The 22,022-nt window shown below is 71.8% G+C and carries 19 protein-coding genes, 1 tRNA gene and 1 pseudogene; 6 read left to right on the top strand and 15 right to left on the bottom strand.

The features are described 5' to 3' along the window. The first annotated feature begins 54 nt into the window (after positions 1-54). Complete coding sequence (locus tag KU893_RS21580) at positions 55-1,272, top strand: cytochrome P450 (protein WP_218236663.1); 1,218 nt, start codon at positions 55-57, stop codon at positions 1,270-1,272. A gap of 4 nt (positions 1,273-1,276) precedes the next feature. Here KU893_RS21580 and KU893_RS21575 read toward each other — a convergent pair whose 3' ends face one another. Continuing rightward, on the bottom strand, positions 1,277-1,648 hold the full coding sequence (locus KU893_RS21575) for a hotdog fold thioesterase (RefSeq protein ID WP_218236660.1): 372 nt from the start codon (positions 1,646-1,648) through the stop codon (positions 1,277-1,279). Continuing rightward, positions 1,645-2,502, bottom strand: coding sequence for an SDR family oxidoreductase (locus KU893_RS21570; protein ID WP_246593020.1), 858 nt, complete (start codon positions 2,500-2,502; stop codon positions 1,645-1,647). The genes KU893_RS21575 and KU893_RS21570 overlap by 4 nt, the downstream gene beginning before the upstream one ends. A 102-nt stretch (positions 2,503-2,604) precedes the next feature. Here KU893_RS21570 and KU893_RS21565 point away from each other — a divergent pair, with 102 nt between their 5' ends. Together KU893_RS21565 and KU893_RS21560 are read left to right on the top strand one after the other, a co-directional pair. Further along, on the top strand, positions 2,605-3,339 hold the full coding sequence (locus KU893_RS21565) for a PaaX family transcriptional regulator C-terminal domain-containing protein (RefSeq protein WP_246593019.1): 735 nt from the start codon (positions 2,605-2,607) through the stop codon (positions 3,337-3,339). Between the two features lie 18 nt (positions 3,340-3,357). Continuing rightward, entirely contained in the window at positions 3,358-4,335 is a 978-nt protein-coding gene (locus KU893_RS21560; RefSeq protein ID WP_257441524.1) for a cation diffusion facilitator family transporter, read from the top strand. Between the two features lie 13 nt (positions 4,336-4,348). Here the strand turns inward: KU893_RS21560 and KU893_RS21555 are convergent, their stop codons facing one another. Further along, positions 4,349-5,320: an AurF N-oxygenase family protein gene (locus KU893_RS21555; protein WP_218236656.1), complete on the bottom strand. Its 972-nt coding sequence runs from the start codon at positions 5,318-5,320 to the stop codon at positions 4,349-4,351. Between the two features lie 90 nt (positions 5,321-5,410). Between KU893_RS21555 and KU893_RS21550 the strand changes: the two are divergent. Then, positions 5,411-6,326 (top strand): annotated as a pseudogene (locus KU893_RS21550) (IS5 family transposase). A 12-nt stretch (positions 6,327-6,338) separates the two neighbouring features. On the opposite strand, the gene curA reads toward KU893_RS21550, so the two are convergent. From curA to KU893_RS21500, 10 genes are all read right to left on the bottom strand, one after another. Then, the gene (gene curA, locus KU893_RS23745; RefSeq protein WP_218236654.1) at positions 6,339-7,355 is read right to left on the bottom strand and encodes an NADPH-dependent curcumin/dihydrocurcumin reductase; all 1,017 of its coding nucleotides are present in this window, start codon (positions 7,353-7,355) and stop codon (positions 6,339-6,341) included. Between the two features lie 125 nt (positions 7,356-7,480). After that, positions 7,481-7,819, bottom strand: coding sequence for a PRC-barrel domain-containing protein (locus tag KU893_RS21540; RefSeq protein WP_218236652.1), 339 nt, complete (start codon positions 7,817-7,819; stop codon positions 7,481-7,483). Between the two features lie 129 nt (positions 7,820-7,948). Further along, positions 7,949-8,827, bottom strand: coding sequence for an aldo/keto reductase (locus KU893_RS21535; RefSeq protein WP_218236650.1), 879 nt, complete (start codon positions 8,825-8,827; stop codon positions 7,949-7,951). Between the two features lie 6 nt (positions 8,828-8,833). Next, positions 8,834-9,376, bottom strand: coding sequence for a flavin reductase family protein (locus tag KU893_RS21530; protein WP_218236648.1), 543 nt, complete (start codon positions 9,374-9,376; stop codon positions 8,834-8,836). 35 nt (positions 9,377-9,411) lie between these two features. Then, a complete protein-coding gene (locus KU893_RS21525) occupies positions 9,412-10,518 on the bottom strand; it encodes an LLM class flavin-dependent oxidoreductase (protein ID WP_218236646.1) in 1,107 nt (368 codons plus the stop codon). Between the two features lie 12 nt (positions 10,519-10,530). Next, on the bottom strand, positions 10,531-11,718 hold the full coding sequence (locus KU893_RS21520; protein ID WP_218236644.1) for an acyl-CoA dehydrogenase family protein: 1,188 nt from the start codon (positions 11,716-11,718) through the stop codon (positions 10,531-10,533). A gap of 49 nt (positions 11,719-11,767) precedes the next feature. Beyond that, entirely contained in the window at positions 11,768-13,183 is a 1,416-nt protein-coding gene (locus KU893_RS21515; RefSeq protein ID WP_218236641.1) for an NtaA/DmoA family FMN-dependent monooxygenase, read from the bottom strand. A gap of 101 nt (positions 13,184-13,284) precedes the next feature. Continuing rightward, positions 13,285-14,172, bottom strand: a complete 888-nt coding sequence (locus tag KU893_RS21510; protein WP_218236639.1) for a MetQ/NlpA family ABC transporter substrate-binding protein — start codon at positions 14,170-14,172, stop codon at positions 13,285-13,287. Between the two features lie 159 nt (positions 14,173-14,331). Beyond that, positions 14,332-15,006, bottom strand: coding sequence for a methionine ABC transporter permease (locus KU893_RS21505; RefSeq protein ID WP_218236637.1), 675 nt, complete (start codon positions 15,004-15,006; stop codon positions 14,332-14,334). Beyond that, a complete protein-coding gene (locus KU893_RS21500; protein WP_218236635.1) occupies positions 15,006-16,007 on the bottom strand; it encodes a methionine ABC transporter ATP-binding protein in 1,002 nt (333 codons plus the stop codon). The genes KU893_RS21505 and KU893_RS21500 overlap by 1 nt, the downstream gene beginning before the upstream one ends. A gap of 183 nt (positions 16,008-16,190) precedes the next feature. Between KU893_RS21500 and KU893_RS21495 the strand changes: the two genes are divergently transcribed. Next, positions 16,191-17,126 carry a LysR family transcriptional regulator gene (locus KU893_RS21495; protein ID WP_218236632.1) on the top strand — a complete coding sequence of 312 codons (936 nt, stop codon included), beginning with the start codon at positions 16,191-16,193 and terminating at the stop codon, positions 17,124-17,126. Between the two features lie 848 nt (positions 17,127-17,974). Here KU893_RS21495 and KU893_RS21490 read toward each other — a convergent pair. Beyond that, a tRNA-Pro gene (locus KU893_RS21490) sits at positions 17,975-18,048 on the bottom strand. A 107-nt stretch (positions 18,049-18,155) separates the two neighbouring features. Here KU893_RS21490 and KU893_RS21485 point away from each other — a divergent pair. Then, positions 18,156-18,653 (top strand): hypothetical protein, encoded by a 498-nt coding sequence (locus tag KU893_RS21485; protein WP_218236629.1) that lies wholly within the window; start codon positions 18,156-18,158, stop codon positions 18,651-18,653. 18 nt (positions 18,654-18,671) lie between these two features. Here KU893_RS21485 and KU893_RS21480 read toward each other — a convergent pair whose 3' ends face one another. Then, complete coding sequence (locus KU893_RS21480; RefSeq protein WP_218236627.1) at positions 18,672-21,980, bottom strand: error-prone DNA polymerase; 3,309 nt, start codon at positions 21,978-21,980, stop codon at positions 18,672-18,674. Between the last annotated feature and the right edge of the window lie 42 nt (positions 21,981-22,022).

Genomic DNA, 22,022 nt, shown 5'->3' with positions numbered 1-22,022 from the left:
GCCGACCTGCCCGCTTCTGCTGACGCGCAGGTCCGGCGGGCTGACACTGGCTCCATGTTCGACGTGTTCGACGTGTTCGACCCGGCGCTGGTCGCCGACCCGTATCCGGCCCTCGCCCGGCTGCGGTCCGGCTCCCCGGTCCACCGGGTCGCCGGCACCGACGTCCACCTGGTCTCGTCGTGGCAGCTGGTCCAGGAGGTGCTGGCCGCACCGGAGACCTACTCCTCGCACCTGCGCTCGGTGCTGCTCCGCCGGCCCGACGGCACCGCCACCCTCCTGCAGATGGACGGCGGCGGCATGGTCGAGCAGGTCCTGGCCACCGCCGACGACCCGAACCACCAGATCCACCGCTCGGCGGTCCTCGGCACCATCGGCCGCCGGATCCGGGCCCTGGAGGCGTCGGTCACCGACCAGGTCGACCGGCTCTGGGTGACGCACTTCTCGGGCGACGGCGGCGACTGGGCGCGCGACATGGCCGACCGGCTCCCGCTGTCCCTGGTCGCCGAGCTGATCGGTCTCGGCGCCGAGGACGTGCCGGACCTGCGGCGCTGGGCGTACGACAGCACCGAGATGCTCGGTGGCTGGGTCGACCAGGACCGGCTCGACACCACGATCCGAGCGTCGCTGGCACTGCACGCGTACCTCGCCGCGCGCTTCGATGCGGCGCTCGACCGGCCGGGCGACGACCTGATGGGCGAGCTCGCGCTGGCCGTCCAGCTCGGGGAGCTGGAGCCGGGGACCGCGGTCCTGGTCCTGCTGCAGCTGGTCGGCGCGGGCGGCGAGTCCACCGCCGGCCTGCTCGGGACGGCCGCCCACCGGCTCGCGACCGACCGCTGCCTGCAGAACAGGCTGCGCGCCGAGCCGGACCTGCTCGACCCGTTCCTCGACGAGTGCCTGCGGCTGGAGTCCCCATTCCGGGGGCACTACCGGCACGTGCTCGCCGACACGACGCTCGGCGGCGTCGCCCTGCCGGCAGGCAGCACCCTGCTCCTGCTCTGGGGCGCCGCCAACCGCGACCCGGCCCGGTTCGAGGAGCCGGACGCCGTCGACCTCGGTCGCGACGGCGTGCGCCAGCATCTCGCCTTCGGCCGCGGCATCCACTTCTGCGTCGGCTCGGCCCTGGCCCGGCTCGAGGCCACCGTCGCGATCCACACGCTGCTCACCCGGACGACGTCCTTCCGGCTCGACGGTCCGGAGGACGCCGCCGCCGTCTGGGTGCCGAGCATCCTCGTGCGTCGGCACTCCCGGCTCCGGCTCGCGCTCGAGCGCTGAGGCGCTACCGGGCGCGGCGGTTGGCCCTGCCCGTCGCGCGCGCTACCAGCTCCTCGCCGTGGGTGACCCGGATGACGAACAGGTCCTCCTTGGCCAGACGCTCGGCCACCTCGGCCGTGGCGACCAGCGCGTCCCCGACGCGCGCCGGGCGCACGTAGTCGATGTGGACCGCGCTCACGACCCCGGAGTGCTCGGCGTCGTTGGCGGCCGCCGCCAGGGCGATGCCGGCCAGGGAGAACAGGAAGGAGCCGTGCGCGGTGCCGTGCGGGTTGAGGTGGTCCGCGGTGACCTCGACCCGCGCCTCGGCACGCCCGCCGCCGTACCCGACGACGTCGACACCGAGGGTTGCGGCGTACGCGTCGCGAGGGCCGCTCATCGGGCCGTCCGGCCCGCCGGCGGGTCCACGAAGATGTCGTACTCCAGCTCGCCCGTGCCGCCGTACGACGACAGGTCGCTCACCCCCGCCTCGCGCAGCACGTCGACGTCGAGCACCGCGTTGCCGGTGTACTGGCGCGAGGGCCGGGAGAGCACCTCGACCGCGGCGTCGGCCATGATCTCGGGCGTGCGGGCCTTCTGCATCGCCTCCTCGCCGCCGAGCAGGTTCTGCACGGCCGAGGTGGCGATCAGGGTCTCGGGCCACAGGCAGTTGGCCGCGACCCCGGCCTCGGCGTACTCCGCCGCCCAGCCGAGGGTCAGCAGCGACATGCCGTACTTCGCCAGGGTGTAGGCCGGGTGCTTGCCCAGCCACTCCGGCGCCATGTTGAGCGGCGGGCTGAGCGAGAGGACGTGCGGGTTCGTGCCCCTGCGCAGGTGAGGCAGGCAGGCGCGGGTGAGCAGGTAGGTGCCACGCAGCTGGATCTGGGTCATCAGGTCGAACCGCTTGACCGGGAGCTCCTCGGTGCCCTCGAGCGCGAGCGCGGAGGCGTTGTTGAGGCAGATGTCGATGCCGCCGAAGCGCTCGACGGCACGCGCGACGGCCTGCTCCACCGACGCCTCGTCGCGGACGTCGCCGACGACGGCGAGCGCCTGACCACCGGCGTCCTCGATCTCGGCGGCTGCCGTGTGAACGGTGCCCGGGAGCCGCGGGTCCGGCACGTCGGTCTTCGCGAGCAGCACGACGTTGGCGCCCTCCCGCGCCGCCGCCAACCCGATCGCCAGCCCGATCCCCCGACTGCCGCCGGACATCATCAGGGTCCGCCCCGCGAGGCGCTTGTCCATGGTCTCCGTCATGACCGCACCGTTACACAGAACCGACAGCCGCGCCAAGAGTGTTAGACATTGGTCACAACAGTTCGGCGCCAGCCGTCGCGCTTCTGTAACATCGCGGGCGTCATGCCTGATCTCAAGCCCGTCTCCACCCGCTCCGCGCTGCTCACCCTGCTGCTCGGCGCCGAGGTGCCGCGGCTGACCACCCGCGAGCTGGTGACCGCCGCCTCGGTCGTGGGCTTCGCCGAGCCGACCGTGCGGGTCGCGCTCTCGCGGATGACCGCGGCGGGCGACGTCGTCCGCGACGACGAGGGCGCCTACCGCCTGTCCGACCGCCTCGTCGTCCGGCAGCGCCGCCAGGAGGAGGCCGCCCACCCGTCGCTGCGGCCCTGGGACGGCACCTGGGAGCTGGTCGCCGTCACCACCGCCGGGCGGACGGCGAGCGACCGGGCCGACCTGCGCACCGCACTCGGCGAGCTCCGGCTCGCCGAGCTGCGCGAGGGCCTGTGGACCAGGCCCGCCAACCTCGACCTGGCCTGGCCCGCGTCGGTCGCCGAGGTGTGCGAGCGGTTCACCGGCGCCACGCCCGCCGCCGATCCGGCCGGGCTCGCCGCGCGCCTGTGGGACCTCGACGCCTGGGCCACGACGGCGCGACGACTGCTCGACGCGACCGCGACCGACGACCCGGTGCTGCGGTTCACCGCGTGCGCCACCTCGGGCCGTCACCTGCTCGCGGACCCGGTGCTGCCGCCCGCGCTGCTCCCGGACGACTGGCCCGGCGACGCACTGCGCGCCTCCCACGTCGCCTACAAGCAGTGGATCGTCGACATGCGGCGCAGCCTCACCGACCGGGCCGGCTGAGCCCGCACAATGGGCCGGGTGACGCCCCCCGAGCAGCAGGCCGGCGGCGAGAGCCTGCCGACCGTCCTCGTCGCCCTCACGGCCAACGCCCTCATCGCCGTCGCCAAGACCGTCGCCGCGGGCATCACCGGCTCGGCGTCGATGACCGCCGAGGCCGCGCACTCGTGGGCCGACGCCGGCAACGAGGTGTTCCTGCTGGTCGGCGAGCGCAAGGCCGCCCGGCCGCCCGACGCCGAGCACTCCCTGGGCTACGGCCGGGTCGGCTACATCTGGTCGATGTTCGCCGCCTTCGGCCTGTTCAGCGTGGGCTCGGCCGTGTCCATCTGGCACGGTCTGCAGTCGGTGCACGACAGGGCGGACGCGCCGTCGTACACGTGGGCGTACGCCGTGCTCGGTCTCGCCTTCCTGCTCGAGGGCACGTCCTTCCTCCAGGCCCTGCGCCAGGCCCGGGACGCCGCCCGCCCCCGCCGGCTGCACCCACTGCGCTACCTGAACATGACCTCGAACCCGATGCTGCGCGCGGTCTTCGCCGAGGACTTCGCCGCCCTCGTCGGCCTGCTCGTCGCCTTCGCCGGCATCCTGCTCCACCAGCTCACCGGCGACCCGGTCTGGGACGCCCTCGGCTCGATCCTGGTCGGCGTCCTGCTCGGCGGGGTCGCGCTCTTCCTGATCCGCCGCAACATGGACTTCCTCACCGGCGAGGCGGTCACGCCCCTGGCCCGCAACGTCGCACTGCGGGCGCTCCTCGAGCACCCGGAGATCGAGCGGATCAGCTATCTGCACATGGAGTGGGTCGGGGCCGACCGGATCTTCCTCGTCGCTGCCGTCGACCTCGTCGGCGACGACGCGGAGTCCGCCGTCGCCGAGCGGCTCGGCACCGTCGCCGACGCGCTCCACGAGCGGCCCGAGATCGTGCGGGCGGTGCTCACGCTGACCCGGCCCGGCGACGCGACGGACCTGCGGCCCGGACCACTGCCGGACTGGTACCGGTCGTAGCCGTCCGCCACCCTCAGTCGGCGGCGGGCGCCGGCTCGCTGCGGAACCGGTTGGGCCGGCCCGCGATGCCGAGCGCCCGCCAGACCCGGCGGGACACCGGGTTCATCAGGCCGGTCTCCTCGGCGAGCATCCGCACATCGCCGAACATGTCGCGCAGGAACTTGCGCGACTCCTCGCTCCCCCACCAGACCTCGCGGGCGACCTCGCGCGGGATGCCCATGTCGCGGAGAGCCTTCGGCCCCGGTACGACGATCGCGTCGCACAGCACCCGCATCAGCACCGGCGTCAGCACCGATGCGACGCTGCGCTGCCGGAAGCCGAGCCGGGGGGCACGGTGCTCGAGGAACTGGTGGGCGAAGCCGATGTGCCGGGCCTCCTCGGCCACATGGATCTGGCTGATCCGCTCGAGCAGCGGGTGCATCGGGTGCCCCGAGCGCAGCATCACCTTCTGGACGTGGTCGATCGGCTCCTCACCGCCGAGCACTCCCACGAAGAAGATGAAGGGCACGTGCTTGGCGGCGAGCGGCAGGAAGGGTCCGAGCGCGCGGAACAGGCTGTGCGCGCCGGGAACGTCCAGACCGGTCCGGTTCACGAACTCCTGGAACATCTGAGTGTGGTGGCACTCCTCGGTCGCCTCGTGGGTGGAGTACCGGAACTCGGCGCGCCCGTTGGGCAGGTCGAGGCAGTACATCATCAGCCCGGCGATCAGCACCTGCTCGAACTGCAGACCCACCTTGACCACGTTGGTCTGGCGGTAGAAGCCGACCTCGATCTGCCGCGCCCGCGGCAGCGACCGGTACCACTCGGTGCGGCCCAGCGGGTCGACGTCGGGCAGGATCCAGCGCGGGTCCTCCGGATCGATCGCGTACGCCGGATCGTCCCACCCGATGTCGACGAACGCGTCGAAGTGGTGCTCGACCGAGGCCTCGGAGAGGGTCTGTAGCCGGTCCTGGTAGTTCGTCGGGTCCACGCCGATGCCGCCCATGGGCAGATGTTACCGCCGGTAACACCTATGGCAAGGGTGTCTAGGGCGTGTCTCCCATATCGCGGGTGAGGCGCGCGGCAGTGTGAGGTCGTGACGAAGCAGCGATCGCGGTTCCGGGCCTTCAGCGATGAGGAGTGGGCGCGGATCGAGCCGCTGCTTCCGTCGAACGCGGGCCGCAAGGGCCATCCCTTCGGCGACAACCGCAGGGTGGTCGAGGGCATCGCATATCGGTACCGAACTGGGATCCCGTGGCGTGATCTGCCCCGCGAGGAGTACGGCCCTTGGCAGACCGTGTGGAAGCGCCACCGCCGCTATGCCGCCGACGGCACATGGGACCGGGTGCTCGCGCGGATCCTGGCCGAGGCTGACGCCGAGGGAAAGATCGACTGGAAGGTGTCGGTCGACGCGACCATCGCGCGTGCTCATCAGCACGCCACGAACACCAAGCGCCCCGAGCAGGACACAGGGGGCTTCATCGAACTACAAGAAATCTCCGTTCGAGAAGGCTGAACCCGCAGGCCACGGTGTCGGTCGCTCACGCGGCGGACTGACCACGAAGATCCATCATGCCGTTGATGGCAAGGGTCGCCCGCTGGCGATCGTGGTCACCGGAGGCCAGCGCAACGACGGCGCGATGCTCGTCGAGGTCCTCGCCGACATCAGCGTTCCGCGCCTGGGCCGCGGGCGACCGCGCACCCGGCCCGACGCGGTGATCGCCGACCGCGCCTACTCCACCGGTGTCATCCGCGCCGAGTTGCGCCGGCGCCGGATCACGGCTGTGATCCCGGCCAAGAGCGACCATGTCGCCGCGCGAAAGCGGCGCGGCAGCGCCGGTGGTCGACCACACGCGTTCGACGCGGAGGCCTACAAGGACCGCAATGTCGTTGAGAGATCCTTCAGCAAGGCCAAGCAGTGGCGCGGGTTGGCCACCCGCTACGACAAGCTCGCCATCACCTACCGCGCCGCTGCCACGATCTTCGCGATCATCACCTGGCTACGCACATAAGGGAGACACGGCCTAGCTGCCGATCTTCACGAGCAGCTTGCCGAAGTTCCGTCCGACGAGCAGGCCGCGGAAGGCCTCGGGCGCGTTCTGAAGGCCCTCGACCACGTCCTCGCGGTAGCGGACCTTCCCCTCGCGCACCCATGCGGTCATGTCGCGCTGGAAGGCCTCGGTCAGCGTCGGCTCGAACTCGCTCTGGATGAACCCCCGCACGGTGAGGCTCAAGGTGAGCACCCGGCTCAAGAATCCAGGCAGCCGGTCCGGCCCGGCCGGCGCCTCGGTCGCGTTGTAGTTGGCGACCAGGCCGCAGACCGGGATCCGCGCGTAGCGGTTGAGCCGCCGGGTCACCTCGTCGGCGACCCGGCCGCCGACGTTCTCGAAATAGACGTCGATCCCGTCCGGCGTCGCCGCAGCCAGGTCCTCGCGGAAGGTCGGCGAACGGTGGTCGAGCGCGACGTCGAAGCCGAACTCCTCGGTCAGGGCGCGCACCTTCTCCGCTCCCCCGGCGATGCCGACGGACCGAGCACCCTTGAGCTGCGCGATCTGGCCGACGGCCGAGCCCACCGGGCCGGTCGCGGCCGCCACGACGACCGTCTCTCCTGGCTGCGGACGGCCGATCTCCAAGAGCCCGGCGTACGCCGTGAAGCCCGGCATGCCGAGCACCCCGAGGGCAGTGGACACCGGCGCCGCCGCCGGGTCGAGCCGGCGCGTGTGGCGGGCGTTCGCGACGGCGAACGTCTGCCAGCCGGTGTAGGCCAGCACCACGTCCCCGACGGCACGGTTGTCTGCGCGGCTCTTGACGACCTCGCACACCGTCTGGCCGACCATCACCCCGCCGACCGGGACCGGCTCGGCGTACGACTTCGCGGCGCTCATCCGCCCGCGCATGTAGGGGTCGAGCGAGAGGTACAGCGTCCGCAGCAGCACCTGGCCGTCGGCAAGCTCGGGAAGGTCCTCGGTGACGAACGCGAAGTCGGTGTCGGCGGGCTCGCCCACGGGGCGGGCGGCGAGCCGGATCTGGGTGGTCTGCACAGGTCGAACCTAGACGAGCGATCACGAACCACCTGCCTGGACCGCGGGAGCGCGGCGGGAGGCGGCCGGCACAGGGCCGACCGCCTCCCGAGCGCCGGATCACCGACGCGGATCGCAGGCGAGGCTCACCAGGAGTACGGCCCGTAGTAGTCGGAGTGCTGGTCGCGCGACTCGTCACCCCAGCTCTCGGCGTCGTAGTCGGGCGCCGACTTGATCTGGTCCTTCGTCATGTTGACCATGACCGACTCCCCGTCGTGGTCCACGCCCGTGATGGCACCCGCCGGGACGAGCCGCAGCTTGCCGAAGATCCAGGGCCCGGTGTCGACCACGACGTGCGACGCCCCGACCTCGTTGGTCGCCTTGTCGATCTTGCCGATCGAGCCGTCGGTCGCCTCCACGCTGTAGCCGACGAGGTCGCCACCCTCCAGCCACGAGGTCTCGCGGTAGTTCCACACGTTGCTCATCAGACTTCCCCCCCTTGGTTGAGTTCCCACAGCGGTACCCACCGACGTCTCGGGAACACGGAGAAGGGCGTACGACCGGCCACGGCTCGTGGGTCGCCGGCGTCCGCCTCGACGGACGCTGAGGACCGCTCAGGCGTCCGGGATGTCGCGGTGGAAGTCCTCGAGCGTGACCTGCTCGGGCGTCGGGCCAGCGGCGCGCCCGGTGTCGAGGGCGTCGAGAGCGGCCGCCTGGTCGTCCTCCAGCTCGAAGCCGAGAACGTCGAGGTTCTCCGCGATCCGTTCCGGCCGAACGGACTTGGGGATGACCGAGCGGCCGTGCTGCAGGCCCCAGCGCAGGAGGACCTGCGCGGGCGTGCGGCCCAGGTCGTGCGCGATCCCACTCACCACGGGGTCCTCCAGCAGGTTGGCGTGGCCGCTGTCGCGGTAGAACGTCGCCCCGCCCAGCGGGGACCACGCCTGGTCCAGGATGCCGAGCTCCGCGTCGAGCGCCTGCACTTCACGCTGCTGGTGGTACGGGTGGAGCTCGAGCTGGTTGACCGCAGGCACCACCTCGGCGCCCGCGAGCAGGTCACGCAGGTGCTGGACCTGGAAGTTGCTGACCCCGATGGCGCGGACCTCGCCGTCGGCGAGCAGCTTCTCCAGCGCACGATAGGCCTCCCGCGTGCGGTCGAAGGCCGACGGCAGCGGCCAGTGCAGCAGCAGCAGGTCGACGTGGCCGAGGTCGAGCTTGCGGGCGCTCTTGGCGTAGGCGCGAAGCGCCTGCTCGTACCCGAAGTCGCTGATCCAGATCTTCGTCTCGACGAAGACCTCCTCACGGGGCAGGCCGGACGCGCGGATCGCCTCCCCCACCTGGCGCTCGTTGCCGTACACCGCGGCAGTGTCGACGTGGCGGTAGCCCAGGGACAGCGCGGTCTCGACCGCCGCCCGGGTCTCGTCGGGTGGGGTCTGGAAGACGCCGAGCCCGAGCGCGGGCAGGTCGACGCCGTTGTTGAGAGTGCGGGTGATCATGGTTCCTCAGTGGTGGAGGCGGCCGAAGCCGCTGCGGTGGAACACCAGCGGGTGACCCGCGTCGGTGTCGTCGGATGCGTGGTGGACGGCGTGCAGACGGAGCAGCACCAGCGTGTGGTCGCCGGCGCCGACCTCGTCGTACACGGTGCACTCGAAGCGGGCCAGGCCCTCGTCGAGCGTGACGGCCCCCTCGGGCGAGATGGTGAGGTCGACCCCGGTGAAGCGCTGGCCGACCGGTCCGGCCAGCTGGCGGCACAGCAGGGCGTGGTGCTCGGCGAGGATGGTCACACCGAGGTGGCCGGCGCGCCGCAGGTCGGGCCACGTCTTCGAGGTGTTGGCCAGCGAGATCGACACCAGCGGCGGGTCGAGGCTGACGGAGGTGAACGAGCTGGCCGCCAGGGCGACCGGTTGGTCGTCCACGCAAGCGGCCAGGGCGACGACCCCGGTGGGGAAGACACCGAAGGCCGCCCGCAGGCGCTGCGGGTCGAGGTCCTGGTTGGTCCTCAGGGCATCCGGCGCAGGTGGCGCGACGACGGTGGTACTGGACATGAGCTGGCCTCTCGGTCGATGGGTGCTCGCGACGCTCAGGCGGCGACCGGCCGGTCGGCTCCGAGCAAGGGAGCGACCCCGGTGCCGACCCGCACGATCTCCTCGTGCTGGGGGTAGCCGGACAGGATGAACTCGTCGACGCCGACCTGCTGGTACTCCCGCAGCAGCGCCGCGACCTCCCCGTACGACCCGACGGCCGCGGTGCCGGCGCCGTCGCGCAGCAGGCCCGGGCCCGCCCACAGGCCGGGGTGGACCTCCAGGTCCCGCACGTCGCCCAAGCGGCCACCGGTGAGCGCGGCCATCCGCTTCTGTCCCTCCGACTCCGCGGCGGCGAAGCGGGCGTGGGCGCGGGCGACCTGCTCCTGCGTGACCCCGGCGAGCAATGCCTCCGCGCTCGCCCACGCCTCCTCGGCGGTGGGGCGAGCCACGGTGTGCAGGCGCACCCCGAAGCGCAGGTTCCGGCCGTGGGCGGCTGCGGCCTCGCGCACCGCGGCGATCTTGGCGCCGACCGCGGCCGGCGGCTCGCCCCAGGTCAGGTAGACGTCGGCGAGCTCGGCCGCCACAGCGATGCCCGGGGCCGAGGACCCCGAGAAGTACACCGTCGGGGAGGGAGCGGGGTACGCCGTGGTGGCGTCGACGACGTCGTAGTGCTCGCCGTGGTGGCTGAACGTGCCTTCGCGCCAGATCCCGCGCAGCACGCGCAGGAACTCCGCCGTGCGGTCGTAGCGCCGGGCCGGCGGCAGCGGGTCGCCGTACCGCGCCTGGTCGACGGGGTCGCCGCCGCTCACGATGTTGAGGTTGAGTCGCCCGCCGGTCAGCCGCTGGAAGGTGGCGACCTTCTGGGCCGCGAGCGTCGGCGACAGGGTGCCCGGGCGGAACGCGACGAGGAACCGGAGGCGCTCGACGTGCTGGGCCAGGGCGGCGGTCGTGGTCCAGGACTCCTCGCAGTGCGACCCGGTCGGCGTGAGCACGGAGCTGAAGCCGAGGTCCTCGGCGCTGCGTGCGAGGTCGACGAGGTTGGCGAGCGTGGGCTCGAGGTGGGTGCTTGCGCGGCTGTCGGCGCTTCCGGTGTTCTCGGCGATGGTCGCGGAGTCGCCGTGGGTGGGCAGGTACCAGTGCAGGACGGGCGGAGGAAGGGTCATGGGTGTGCGTCCTCAGAAGTAGGAGTTGCGGGGCGGCTCGGTGGCGTTGACGACCCAGTCGCCGACGACCTTGCGCTTGTAGTCGACGGGGTTGTGGGCCAGCACGGTGCGCGCGTTGCGCCAGTGCCGGTGCAGGTTGAGCTCGTCGCGGACGGCCGACGCGCCACCGGTGTCGAAGACCGCCTGCGTGGCGGTCAGGACCAGGTCGGCGATCGCGGCCTGGGCACGTGCGACGTCGATGGATGCAGCGAGTGCGTCCTGCTCGCAGGGGCTCACCGCGGCGCGGTCGAGCGCCTCGGCCGCCGCGAGGACCGACGCCCGAGCGGCGAACGCGGCACTGCTGATGACCCCGACCGCGCGCAGGACGTAGGGATCGGTGGTTGCGGTCTCGGTGAGGCCGTGGGCGCTCGGGCGAGCCTTGCTGCGGACGTACGCCGCGGCCTCGCGGGCGGCGTTCTCCGCGATGCCAGCGAGCACGGCCCCCAGGAACAGCTGGCGGTGGCCCCCGACGTGGGTGAAGCGCTCCTCCAGCGTCCGGAGCGCGACGAGCTCCTCCGGCTCGACCCGCACATCACGCAGCTGAGTGGTGCCGGTGGCGGTCGTGCGCTGGCCCATGCCGTCCCAGTCGTCGATCAGGGAGATGCCCTCGCGGTCGACCGGCACCAGCACCGTTCGATCCTGGTCATCGTCGTCCTTGCCGGAGATGAACAACAGGTCGGCGAAGAGGGCGCCGGTGGAGTAGGACTTGGTGCCGCTCAGGCGCCACGAGCCGTCGTCCTGGCGGCGCAGGCGGCTGGCGATGAGGCCCGGACGCGCGGCCGTCGCCTCGCTGAGGGCGTTGCCGACGACGGCGCCCGCCGCCAGGCGCGGCCACCAGCGCGCTCCCAGCTCCGCGGTCCCGTGAGTTCGCAGCTCCTCGATGAAGAAGAAGTGCGGTCGCACACCCTGGGCCAGGTTGGAGTCGACGGAGGCGATCGCCATCACCGCCCGCATCTGGTCGACGATCGTGCCGCCGGCGCCGCCGTGCTCGACCGGGATGCGCAGGGAGAGGAGCCCGGACCGGCGCAGCTCTGCCACCGCGTCGTGAGGCAGCTCGCGCCGGCGCTCGCGTGCGGCGACGCCGACGTCGAGGCGCGCCAGCAGGTCCGGCAGTCCCGCCAGGATGGCGGCGGCGTCCCGCGCGGTGGTCACGACAGCCATCCGGCCACCGCCTCGCGCTCGCGCAGGCGCGACGCGCGGTTGGGCCCGGTCATGCGGGCGCCCCGACCGAGTCGGCCTCGACGACCCCGTTGTGCAGGTCGTTGTCGGCGAAGGCCCCGCGGTACGCCGCGGCGGGGTGGGTGTCCGGGAGCCGGTCGCCGCGACCGAAGAGCTTGTGGCGCAGCGAGCCGGACTTCTCCGTCGCGATCAGGCCACGTTCCCGCAAGGTCGGGAAGAGCCGGTCGGCGACCTCGGTGAACGTGCCCGGGACCGTCGCGTGGTAGACGTTGATGCCGTCGACCCCGGCCTCGCGCCACTCCTCCAGGTAGTCCGCGATCTCCTCGGCGGTGCCGACGACACGGTTGGCACCCTCCATGACCCAGGCCAGGTCACGGATGGTCGGGTTCGCGTTACCCGAGGCCTCCGCCGCCCAGCGGGCGTAGCCGCGGACGCCCTTGAACTCGCCGAGCTCACTGAGCGGGGTGTCGAGCGAGCGACCACCCGGGTCGACCCCAGCGTCGCCGAGCACGTGCAGGGCGACGCCCTCGAGGTCGAGGTAGCGCTTGATCTCGTCCTCGCGACGGACCGCCTCGCGGTGGGTGTCCCCGATGACGAACGACAGGCCCTGGGCGAACCGGATGTCGTCGGGGTTGCGCCCGTTGGCCGCGGCCAGGGCGCGGGTCTCCTGGGTGAGCGCGGCCGCGGCCGCGGGGTGGGGGCTGCTGATGTAGACCCCCTCCGCGTTGCGGGCCGAGAACAGCTGGCCGGCCGGGGAGGCACCCGCCTGGAAGAGCACGGGCGTGCGCTGCGGCGAGGGCGAGACGAAGTGTGGGCCTTCCACGCGGTAGCGCTCACCCACGTGGTTGATCTTGTGGATCCCGGCCGGGTCGGCGTGGATCGAGCGCTTCTTGTCCTGCACCAGCGCACCCTCGTCCCATGAGCCCTCCCACAGCTTGTAGGCCACGTCGAGGTACTCGTAGGCCCACGCGTAGCGCGCGTCGTGGTCGAGGATCCCGTCGTGACCGAAGCTGCGGAAGACGTTCTCGTTGAAGCTGGTCACGACGTTCCAGCCCAGTCGCCCCTCGGTGTAGTGGTCGAGGGACGACATACGGCGCGCGAAGTTGAACGGGTGGTCCTGGATGATCGAGCTGGTGAAGACGATGCCCAGGTCGGTGGTCGCGGCGGCGAGCGCCGACGCGAGGACCGACGGGTCGTTGACCGGCACCTGGATACCGCCTTCGACCGCCTTGCGCCAGCTGCCGTTCCACGGCGCTCGCAGGCCGAAGACGTCGGCGAAGAACAGCAGGTCGTAGCCGCAGCGCTCGACCTCGGCCGCCACCGAGGTCCAGTGGCGCAGCGAGTTGAAGCGGTGGTTCTGCGCGTCGGGCGCACGCCACAGGCCGTGCAGCACGTGGGACGCGGTGTTCATGACGAACGCGGAGTAGAAGAGGGGGCGCTTGCTCATCGGATCTCTCTCGGCTGACGGAGGTGGGGGGAGGCCGGGACGGGCCCGCCGGGTCGACCGGCGGGCCCGTTCGGCGATGGGGCGGTGGGCCAACGGCGTGCTCAGCTGGTGCGCGGGCCGAGGGTGTCGCGGATCAGGTCGTTGTCGGTCGTCTCGAGGAACTCCGCGATGCGCTCGTCGGAGAAGGTCTCGATGAGCTTCTTGATGTTGGGGTCCTCCGATGTCCTGGTGCTGACGACCAGGCCGCCCTCGCTGCCCTTGGGGGCCTCGGGCCGGTCGATGATCTGGTCCTCGGTCAGGCCCGCGGCGTACACGTCGGAGATGTGGACGACGACCACGTCGACGTCGGCCAGGCTGCGCGCCAGCTGTCCGATCGGCACCTGGACGAACTCGTAGTTCTTCGGGTTGGACTCGATGTCGGAGAGCTGAGGCAGGCCGGCCACGGTGTCCTTGCCCGGCTTCAAGGTGATCTGGCCCGACCACGCGAGGTCGAGCAGGGCGATGGCCTGGCCGGCCGGGTCGTCGCGGAGCGCGACGGTGGCGCCCTCGGGGACCTCGTCCCAGCTGTCGTACTTGTCGGAGTAGCTGGCCTGGTCCCAGGTGAAGACCGGCGCGGCGAGCTCGAGCTCGAAGCCGTTGGCCGCGATGGCGTCGTTGAGGAAGGGCTGGTGCTGGAAGAAGTTGCCGGCAACGTCGCCGGCGTCGACGGCCCGGTTGATCTCGACGAGGTTGTCGATCTTGACCGGCTTGATGGTGATGCCGTGGTCGGGGGCGATCTCCTCGGCGATGTAGGCCAGGAGGTTCTCGGCGGCGATGTCGGTGCTCCAGGTGGCGACCTCGAGCTCGGTGCTGAAGGAGCGGTCGTCGCCGCGGGCGTTGGCGTAGAAGATCGCGCTGGCGGCGATCACCACGACCGCGACGATCGCGGCGAGGAGCGGCCAACGTCGGCGCTTGGCGACCTCGATGTCGGAGGGGGTGGCGTGGGACATGGATGAGTACCTGCTTCAGGTGTCGAGGGACGGGTGTGGAGTGACGGGTGTGGAGTGACCGGAGAGGAGTGACCGGTGCGGAGGGGTGCCCCGGTGGGGCAGGAGCGGAGGAGCGCCCCGAGCCGGGGGTGTCCGCCGTGCGGCGCCGGTGCGCCGCGTTCAGCGAGTGAGTTCCTTGGCGCAGCGGTCGCCGAGGAGCTGGACCGCTGCGATCGTGACGATGAGAGTCACGACGGTGGCGACCATGATGTGGTCGTCGAAGCGGTTGTAGCCGTAGGTGATGGCCAGGTTGCCGATGCCGCCGGCGCCGATGGAGCCGGCGATCGCGGAGTACTCGATCATCGCGATGGTGTTGACGGTCAGGGCGCCGGCGAGCGCCGGCAGGGCCTCCGAGAGCTGCACGCTGCGGATGACCTGCAGGGTGGAGCCGCCCGAGACCTGGGCCATGTCCTGGACGTCGCCGCGGACCTCGCGCAGGGCGTTCTGCACGAGGCGGGCGAAGAACGGGACCCCGGCGACCGTCATCGGGACGATGGCGGCCGCGATGCCGATCGTGGTGCCGACCAGCAGCCGGGTGAACGGGATGATCGCCGCCATCAAGATGAGGAACGGCAGCGAGCGGCCGACGTTGATCACCGCGTTGAGCGCCGAGAAGACCGGTCCGCGGGGAAAGAGGCCGAACGACGAGGTGTTGTGGAGCAGCACCCCCAGCGGCGTGCCGATCGCGACGACGAAGGCCATGACGATGCCGACCATCGTCCAGGTCTCGACGTACGCCGGCCACAGCAGCGAGGGGACGTCGCTCCACGGGGTGTTGAAGTCCTTGTTCGGCATCAGGCGGCATCCTTCTCGACGGTCGCCGCGACCGGGCGGGCGTGCAGCCCGCGCTCGCGCAGGTGCTCGGCGAGGCCCCGGGGTGCGGCTCCCTCGAAGGCGAGCACCGCACGGCCGACGGCCACCCCGCGGATGGCCTCGATGGAGGCGCTGAGCACCTCGATCCGGGTGCCCGCGGCGCCCGGTGCCGAGGTGATCGCGGTGAGCCAGTCGCCGGCGACCTCGCGGGAGGCGTAGGACACCTGCCAGGTCTCGCCCGCCGTCGTCGCGGGCACCGCGGGCCGGTCCGGCAGGAGCTGGTGGCCCAGCGACGAGGTCGGGTCGAGCAGGAGGTCGCTGACCGAGCCGTACTCGGCGATGCGTCCGGCGTCGAGCCGCGCCACCGAGTCGGCGATCTCACGCACGACGTCCATCTCGTGGGTGATCAGGATGATCGAGAGTCCCATCTCGGTCCGTAGCTCGTCGAGCAGGTGGAGGATCGAGGTCGTGGTCGCCGGGTCCAGCCCGGAGGTGGCCTCGTCGGCCAGCAGGTTGCTCGGCGCGAGGGCGAGGGCGCGCGCGATGCCCACGCGCTGCTGCTGACCGCCCGAGAGCTGGGCGGGCAGGTAGTCGGCCCGCTCGGCCAGCCCGACGCGCTCCAGCAGGGTGCTGACCCGTTCGCGGGCGGACTCCGGGGTGGCGTGGAGGTACTCCAACGGCAGGGCGACGTTCTGAGCCGCCGTACGCCGGCGCAGCAGCGGGGCGGACTGGAAGATGACGCCCACGCGGCGACGCGCCGACCGCAGGGCGGCGCCGTCGAGCCGGCTGAAGTCCTGCCCGTCGACGCGCACCTGGCCGCGCGTGGGCTGCTCGAGCGCGCTGACGCACCGCGAGAGGGTGCTCTTGCCGGCCCCGCTCGGCCCGACCACCGCGAGGATCTCCCCCGGGGCGACGGTGAGCGAGACGTCATCAAGAACAGTGTGGTCACCGAAGCGCTTGGTCAGGCCCTCGATCTCGATCAACGCACGACTCCTCAACACGACAGCACGCGCCACACCCCGGACGGTGCGGCGCCGTTCAGGTTTAATACAATAATCTTGGTCGACTTAATCAGGAATGGCCGATTCTTGATCGGGTGCCTCGGAACCCCGATCACCACGGCCGCACGTGCTCGGGACGTGGACAGGCACCGACGAAGGGGAGAGATGCGGATCGAGCACCTGGAGTACGTCGCGGCCGTGACCCGCTACGGCTCCGTGCGCAGGGCCAGCGAGCAGCTCCATGTCTCGCAGGCCACGATGAGCGAGGCGATCAACCGCCTGGAGCGTGAGCTCGGGGTGCGGCTGCTGGAGCGGCACCGCTCCGGAGCCCGGCTGAGCGCGGAGGGCCAGGCGCTCCTGGGGCACCTGACCAACACGCTGGAGTCGGCCGAGAGACTGCGCCGCGCGGTGGGACAGCACCTCGCCCTCCCCCGCGTGCGCGTCGGGACCGTCAGCGCAGGCACGTCCACGCTGCTGGTCCCCGCGACCCGACGACTGGGCCGCGGCGAGCTGCGGGTCACGACCGAGGTGCACCAGCTCCAGGTGGAGCAGATCCGGACCCGGCTGGTCGAGGGGCTCATCGACGTCGGCCTCGTCAACCAGTTCTCCGACCACGACACCGCGCCCCAACTGGAGTCCATCCCGCTCGTCGTCGGCCGGCCGGTCGCCGTCGTGCCCGCCTCGCATCCGCTGGCCGAACGCAGCGAGGTGACGCTCGACGACCTGCGCCCCGAACCGTTCGTCCGGATGCACACCGGCTACCTCATGCACCGCTACGTCGAACGGCTCTTCGACGGCGCCCCGCCCGAGCACGGGCACGACAGCGACGGCGCCGAGCTGGGCAAGATGATGGTCGCCCAGCGCGTCGGCGTCACCGTTCTCACCGACTACAGCGTGGTCGGCGACCCGCTCGAGACCAGCGGCCTGATCCGCGCCGTACCCCTGGCCGGCGAGCACCCCACCGTCACCCTGACCATCCAGCGCGCCCGCAGCGCACGCGTCACCCCGGCGATGAAGGTGCTCCTCGGCGCCCTGCAGGCGCAGGCCGCGCTGGTGCGGTCGCGGCTCGATGAGCGGCGGCCGGCCCTGGCGGAGCGCTGACGAGAGTCCTCGGGAGTCGCGGGGTTCGAGCGACGACCTGAGGCACGAGACCCCGCCGGTCGAGATGACCGGCCGGGGCCACCACGCCTACGGAATCGGCCTCGGCACTCGCAGGACTAGGAGATCCGGGGAGGTGGACCCACTCGCGATGCTCGGATCAGGCCTGACGAGACAACGACAAGGACCAGTGACGGCGCACCGAGCGCCATCAGCGCCGGCGGCGTCACGAAGTCGCGGACGCTGAAGACCATGACTCCGAACGTCACCGAACCGGCCAATGTGACACTCGCGGCGACCTGCAGCCTGCTCGGGCTACCCGCGCGAGCCAGGCGCCTGCCTGACCCGGTCAGCCAGCACAGCCATCCCACGCCGCAGCCGGCCATGAAGAAGAGACAACTCAAGACGATGGCAGCACTTGTCCCGATCTCCTGCCACGAAAGTGGGTCGAGGACCGCGGAGACAAGCAGCCAAAGTCCCACCAGTACGGCGCCGGCTGCGACCATCACCTGGACCACGACAAGACAGGCCGACCAGCGCAACCAACCCGAATCCATACCCGAGATCGTCGCACGCGCTGAACCGCCCCCGCCTCCGCGGAGGGCCACCTCTGCTGAGGTGGCGTACGAGGTTGATCCCCGGGCTGGTCGGTGTCGACGAGCCGGATGATCCCGGCCCGATCGGGAAGGATGCCGACCGCGTAGGCGCGGCGCCTGATCCTGCTGCTTGGCAGCAAGCGGAGCACCCACTCCGCTGGACTCCACCGCGCAGAAGGACCCCGGAGAGACACGACCGCGAAATGCAAACCGCCCCTGTCCCAGTCGTCCAGGTCAGAGGCGGTTCTCGTTCGGTCGGGCTGACAGGATTTGAACCTGCGACCCCCTGACCCCCAGTCAGGTGCGCTACCAAGCTGCGCTACAGCCCGAAGCCCCGTTCGGGATCACCGTGCGAGGCGAACGGAACACTACCGCAGCCCCGCAGGCTCTCCGAATCGGCCTCGCCTCGGTGCGCCGTACGGTAGGAACTGACCCCATGGACCGACGACTTCTCGTGGCACTCGTGCTCCCCCTCGCCCTCACCGCCTGCGGCGACGACGGGGGCAGCGAGGACAGCTCGAAGCCGGACCCGAAGCCGTCCGGGACGACACAGGCGCCCTCGGCCGCGCCGGAGGCAGGTTCGGGCAGCGGCCCGATCACGGACGGCGACGAGGCGGCGATCTCGGCGACGCTCACCGAGTTCCTGGTCACCGGCGACTGCGACCTCGCGACCGACGACTACCTGCGCTCGATCGCCCTGTTCGCCGACGAGTCGACCTCCCGCGAGGAGGCGTGCGCCAGCTGGGAGGACCTGTTCAGCGAGCCGCTCTTCGGCAAGGACGACGTCCGGCTGACCGAGCTCGAGGGCAGCGACGGGGTGGCGACGGTCGAGGTCGGCTCGGACCTCGCCAACATCACGACGCTCTACCAGCTCACCCTGACCGACGGCACCTGGCTGGTCAGCGGCGACGAGTTCAACACCGACGGGCTCTGAGCACCTCAGCCACCAGCCTCACCGGAAGTCCCGGGAGGACTGCCGCGCCTGCAGCGCGTCGCCGGCTCCGGGCAGGACGGCGTCGAGCGGCTCGACCCGGTCGGCGACCAGGTTGGTGACGCCGTCCTGGCGCTCGACCAGGCCGCGGATGACGACGGCGACCCGGTTGCGGGCGGCCTGTCGGTGGGCGCGCATCACGCCCTGGGAGCAGACCACGTTGAGCATTCCGGTCTCGTCCTCGAGGTTGAGGAAGGTGATCCCGCCGGCGGTGCCCGGGCGCTGACGGTGGGTGACCAGCCCGGCGACGTGCACCCGCCGGCCGGCCTCCGTCGTCGGCAGGTCGCCGACCGGCTTGATCCCGGCGGCGGTCAGCGTCTCCCGGAAGTGCTGGATCGGGTGGACGTCGGCCGAGATCCGGGTCGCCCACAGGTCGGCGAGGGTCACCTCCAGCGGTGTCATCGCGGGGAGCGTGGGCGGCGCGGGGGCGGGCGTGCTGCCGGGCAGCTGGCCGTCGTTCTCGGCGTACCCGGCCATCCACAGCGCCTGCCGGCGGTCGAGGCCGAACCCGTCGAGGGCCCCCGCGGTGGCGAGCGCCTCGAGCTGGGCCTGGGTCAGGGCGGCGCGGCGCGAGAGGTCGCGGATGTCGGCGTACGGCGCCTCGGCGCGGGCCGACACGATCCGGGTCGCGACCTCGCTGCCGATCCCCTTCACCGCGTCGAGCCCCAGGCGTACGGCGAGCGAGGCGTCGTACCGCAGCGGGTCCGCGACCTCGCCCGACGAGCACGCCTCCAGCCCGGCCTGGACGCCGGAGTGCACGAGGTCGGGTGGCAGCACGAGGACGCCGTGGCGGCGGGCGTCGGCGACCAGGGACTGCGGGGAGTAGAAGCCCATCGGCTGGTTGCGCAGCAGCCCGGCCAGGAAGGCCGCCGGGTAGTGGAGCTTGAACCAGGACGAGGCGTAGACGAGCAGCGCGAAGCTGAGGGCATGGGACTCGGCGAACCCGAAGCCCGCGAAGGACAGCACCTGGACGTAGATCGCGTCGGCGGCGTCGCCCGTGATCCCCTTGCGCGCCATGCCGGCGTACAGCTTGTCCTTGACCTTCTCGATCCGTTCGATGCCGCGCTTGGAGCCCATCGCCCGGCGCAGCAGGTCGGCGTCGTCGGGGGTGCAGTCGCCCAGCGCGACCGCCATCTGCATGAGCTGCTCCTGGAAGAGGGGTACGCCGAGCGTGCGGCCCAGGATCGGCTCGAGCAGCGGGTGCGGATAGGTCACCTCCTCCCGCCCGGTCTTGCGGCGGATGTAGGGATGGACCGCGCCGCCCTGGATCGGGCCGGGCCGGATCAGCGCGATCTCGATGGCGAGCTGGTAGAAGGAGTCGGGCTTGAGGCGGGGCAGGGTGCCGATCTGGGCGCGGGACTCGACCTGGAAGACGCCGATCGAGTCGGCGCGCCCGAGCATCTCGTAGACCTCCGGCTCCTCCTTGGGCAGGGTCGCCAGCGTCCACTCCTGGCCGAGGTGCTCGGCGACGAGGCGGATCATGTGGTCGAGGGCGCCGAGCATGCCGAGGCCGAGCAGGTCGAACTTCACCAGCCCCATCGACTCGCAGCCGTCCTTGTCCCACTGCAGCACGGTCCGCCTGTCCATCCGCGCCTTCTCGATGGGGCAGACCTCGCCGATCGGGCGCTCGGTGAGGACCATGCCGCCGGAGTGGATGCCGAGGTGGCGGGGCGCGCCGATCAGCTCCTCGGCGAGGGAGACGACCGGGTCGGGGATGCCGAGGTCCTTCTCGACGTCGCTCCCCCAGCTGTCGACCTGCTTGGACCAGGCGTCCTGCTGGCCGGGTGAGTACCCCAGCGCCTTGGCCGCGTCCCGCACCGCCATCCGCGGGCGATAGCTGATCACGTTGCAGACCTGCGCGGCGTTGCGCCGCCCGTAGGTGTCGTAGACCCACTGGATCACCTCCTCGCGCCGGTCGGAGTCGAAGTCGACGTCGATGTCGGGCTCCTCCTCACGGTGCTGGGAGATGAACCGCTCGAACGGCAGGTTGTAGAAGACCGAGTCGATGGCGGTGATCCCGAGCGCGTAGCAGACCGCACTGCTCGCGGCCGATCCCCTGCCCTGGCACAGGATTCCCTGCTCGCGCGCGAAGGCGACGATGTCGTGGACGATGATGAAGTAGCCGGCGAAGTCCTTCGCGAGGATCACCTGCATCTCCGCCTCGACCCGCTGCCTGGCCTTCTCCGCGTGCGGCTCGTGCGCGTACCGCTGCGCGAAGCCCCTCTCCAGCAGGTCGCGCAGGTGCTCGCCCGGCGTCCGCCCCTCCGGGATGCCCTGCTTCGGCAGCCGGGGCGAGGCCTTGCGCAGGTCGAAGGCCAGCTCCTGCGCCAGGACGACGGAGCGGCGCACCGCGTCGGGGCGGTGCGCGAACCGCCGCAGCATCTCCTCCCCGCTGCGCAGGTGCGCGCCACCGGACAGGTCGAGCCAGCCGTCGAGCTCGGCGATGCTGCGCCGCGCCCGGACCGCGGCCATCGCCGCCGCCAGCCGCCGCCTCTCCGGCGTCGCGAAGTGGACGTTGCCCGTCGCCAGCACCGGCAGCCCCCGGTCGTCGGCGATCCGGGCCAGCAGGTCGTTGGCCTCCTCCCCGCCCGGATGGTCGCTGACGGTCAGCTCCACCACGACGTGCTCGCGGCCGAACCGGCCGACCAGGTCGTCGAGCTGCGCGAGCGCTGCCGCAGGTCCCCCGGCCGCCAGCGCCTGACGGACCGCACCCTTCCGGCACCCGGTCAGCACCACCCAGTGCCCGCGCCCGCGCTCGGCGAGCTCGTCGAGGTCGTGGGCGGGACTGCCCTTCTCCGGCGCCCTCAGCCCGGCCTCGGTGATCGCCCCCGACAGCCGGTGGTAGCCCTCCACTCCGCGCGCGAGCACCAGCAGGTGGCTGCCCTCCGGGTCCGGGATGCCGTTCTGCGAGCGCTGCACGTCGAGGGTCAGCTCGGCGCCGTACACCGTGGGCATCGCGTAGTCGGTGCCGGCCTCGGCGAACAGCGGCGCCCCCGCGAACCCGTCGTGGTCGGTGAGCGCGAGGGCGTCCAACCCCAGCCGGACCGCCTCCTTGACCAGGTCGCCCGGCGAGCTGGCGCCGTCGAGGAAGCTGAAGTGGCTGTGGCAGTGGAGCTCGGCGTACGGCGTCGCCCCGTCCGGCCGGCTGATCCGGTCGGGCTCGGCCCGCGGCTGCTTGCGGCGCGACACCGGCGCCTCGAGCGCGGGCGCCCGCCCGGACAGCCGCCGCTCGAGCTCGCGCCACGGGACCGGCGGGTTGTTCCAGCCCATGGCTCGACGATAGTCGAACACGTGTTCGACCTCAAGGCGTGG

Source organism: Nocardioides daeguensis, assembly GCF_019192965.1.
GTDB lineage: Bacteria > Actinomycetota > Actinomycetes > Propionibacteriales > Nocardioidaceae > Nocardioides > Nocardioides daeguensis.
Note: the sequence above shows the minus strand (reverse complement) of the source record. Positions and strands in the feature narration are given on the sequence as shown.